Raw genomic sequence first — 2,308 nt, 5'->3', positions numbered from 1 at the left:
TTCCGTAAGCCTTTGCGAACGTCTTGTGTCCAAAGTTCCAATCAGCGGCAAGACGAGCACCTGGTCCCATATCTTTATGATGGGGGTGGAGAGCTCCTCTATAGCCTTGCGCTGCTGTTCGATGAGGTCGAGCTTCTCCTCAAGCTCCTCGGCGCGCTTGCGGCTTTCGATAACCTCGGTCCCAAGGTCGGTAATAAGTACCTTTACACCTGTCTCAATCGCTGTCAAGGCATCTATATTTTTTTCATCTATCTCGATATCGACATCGTAGTCCCCGCTTGCTGCTAAAGTAAGGGCGTCTTCCAATCTATTGAGTCGGCTGTCAAAATCACTGGATGTTTTAGTCGGGCGCATTATCTTGCCCTTTTATTGAGAGGCTTTTTTTTCAGTCTTGTTCCGTTCGGCGTTAAGCCAGGCGTAAGTTTCTTCATCGGTATCGAAGAATTTGACTTCCAGGCCTTTACCTGCTCCGATTAGTACGATTTTAGCAACCATCCGAAGTGATGATTTGGCTCCCTTTATAGCGATTTTCTGCCATTTGAGATCTTTGGCGCCGGTACTTAAGACTTTTCGAGTATCCTTGTCAACCATTTTTTGAGCGTCTTCGTGCACGCTGAATACGCAGTAACGCTGCTGCTCTTCACTAAATGATCCGAAGTCCTTGAAAAATGAAGCGGCGGTTTCGGGATCGAACTTGTCGTGGAGCTCGGCGCGTAACACCCTGTTTTTTTCATCGTACTTAATCTCGTATTTATCGTCTTTCATGATGCTCTCCTTAGTTTCGTTAAGTTTACTAACCCTCCTGTGATTAATGGCCAGTTTTATACGTTCAGCATTACCCAAAACTGTGAGACGTATTATATTAGAGTTTTTTTTTGCTTTGTCAAGTCTTTTTTAGGCTTATGTCTTGATTAAATGCAACTTGACATAATCGCTTTCGTAGCTACAATTAAATGCCATAGAATGATACTTGGAAAATCTATTTACAGGAGTATGTTAGAGGGTCTATGCGGAGCTGGGCGCTTAGAACGAATCAAAAAAACCGCTTAAGCGTTCATAGGAGGTTCCGATGACCGATAAATACGGACCCAACTCCGATTTCGTTCAATCCCTTGGAAAAGATATCGAGGCATTCATAAAGGGCGATCGTGAGCAGCCCGAAGTCGATAAGAAATACAACGAACTGGCTCTTCGGCTGTTCGAATATCAGTACAACGCGAATCCTATCTACCAGAAATACTGCGATAAATGCGGAATCAAGCCGGGGACTATAGATTCCTGGGAGCGGATACCCGCAGTTCCTACCAGTGCCTTCAAGGAAGTTGAATTCCGCACCTTTCCAGCGGAGGATACGGTGCAATTCTTAACTAGCAGCGGAACCGGGGATCCTAATAAACGTTCGAAGGTTTATCTCAATGAATTAGGACTTAAGTTGGCTGACCTGTCTCTCCAAAGCGCTATTGGAATGGGCTTATATAACTCTCCTGATGAGAAATTGCACGCCTTGCTTCTTGGTCCTGATCCGGAGTTGTCGCCTGAAACCGCTTTTGTTGTTCGAGGACTAATCCAGGTTGTAGAAGGACACTACATAGGGAAACCGGAATTCTTCATAAAGCCTACCGGATTCGATATCCCCAGGCTTACGGAAAGATTAAGAGAAGCGGAGAAAACCGGAGAACCGGTCGTAATCGCAGGTGCGACATTCGGTTTCGTCCACTTATTCGACTATTTCGAGTCCCAGGGCATCTCTTTCAAGCTGCCCGCAGGCAGCCGCATTTTTGACGGCGGAGGCAACAAAGGAAAATCGAGAGAGATATCCAGAGATGATTACCACAAGCTTGCAGAAAAGATTCTGGGGATACCCCCGCATCATCATGTTAACGTCTACGGAATGGTCGAATTACACGGGGGTTTTACAGACAACGCGTTCTACAACCACAGAAAAGGTATAAATGAACCGCGCTACAGGTTGATCCCGCACTGGTCAAGAGTCCGGGTTGTCGACCCTGACACTCTGGAACCTTTGCCTAAAGGCAAGCAGGGATTACTTCGGCTTAACTGGCTGGGTAACATGATGAGTGTCCAGGCTATTCAAAGCGACGATATAGGCGTAGAAATTGGTTCCGGGTTCGATATCATTGGCCGGGCCAAGGGCGCCGAAGCTCGTGGCTGCTCGATTTCTATGGACGAGCTGCTATCCGCTCAAAAGGCGTAAGTTTTTAAGCAAGCGACTGAACAATAAACGGCTAAAACTCAAGTTTTAGCCGTTTATTGACTTACAATATAAGCCCTTAAACGTGATTTTTCC

Annotated in this window: 3 protein-coding genes; 1 reads left to right on the top strand and 2 read right to left on the bottom strand. The window is 46.2% G+C overall.

Annotation, left to right across the window (positions count from 1 at the left end; all coding sequences use genetic code 11):
• Both GX441_07275 and GX441_07270 read right to left on the bottom strand, forming a co-directional pair.
• The coding region (locus GX441_07275) for a hypothetical protein (protein ID NLI98442.1) at nt 1-306 on the bottom strand (306 nt) is incomplete at its 3' end.
• A gap of 60 nt (nt 307-366) precedes the next feature.
• Nucleotides 367-765, bottom strand: a complete 399-nt coding sequence (locus GX441_07270; GenBank protein ID NLI98441.1) for a hypothetical protein — start codon at nt 763-765, stop codon at nt 367-369.
• A 304-nt stretch (nt 766-1,069) separates the two neighbouring features.
• Here GX441_07270 and GX441_07265 point away from each other — a divergent pair, with 304 nt between their 5' ends.
• Complete coding sequence (locus tag GX441_07265; protein ID NLI98440.1) at nt 1,070-2,215, top strand: hypothetical protein; 1,146 nt, start codon at nt 1,070-1,072, stop codon at nt 2,213-2,215.
• Nucleotides 2,216-2,308 lie beyond the last annotated feature (93 nt).

The sequence above is a fragment of the bacterium genome, assembly GCA_012517375.1.
Classification (GTDB): domain Bacteria; phylum Hydrothermota; class Tepidihabitantia; order B3-TA06; family B3-TA06; genus JAAYVC01.
This window is presented reverse-complemented; position numbering and strand designations above follow the sequence as displayed.

Bases quoted from the DNA above. Each gene is read 5' to 3' on its own strand.
- GX441_07270 (NLI98441.1), bottom strand. From the start codon at position 765: ATGAAAGACGATAAATACGAGATTAAGTACGATGAAAAAAACAGGGTG.
- GX441_07265 (NLI98440.1), top strand. From the start codon at position 1,070: ATGACCGATAAATACGGACCCAACTCCGATTTCGTTCAATCCCTTGGA.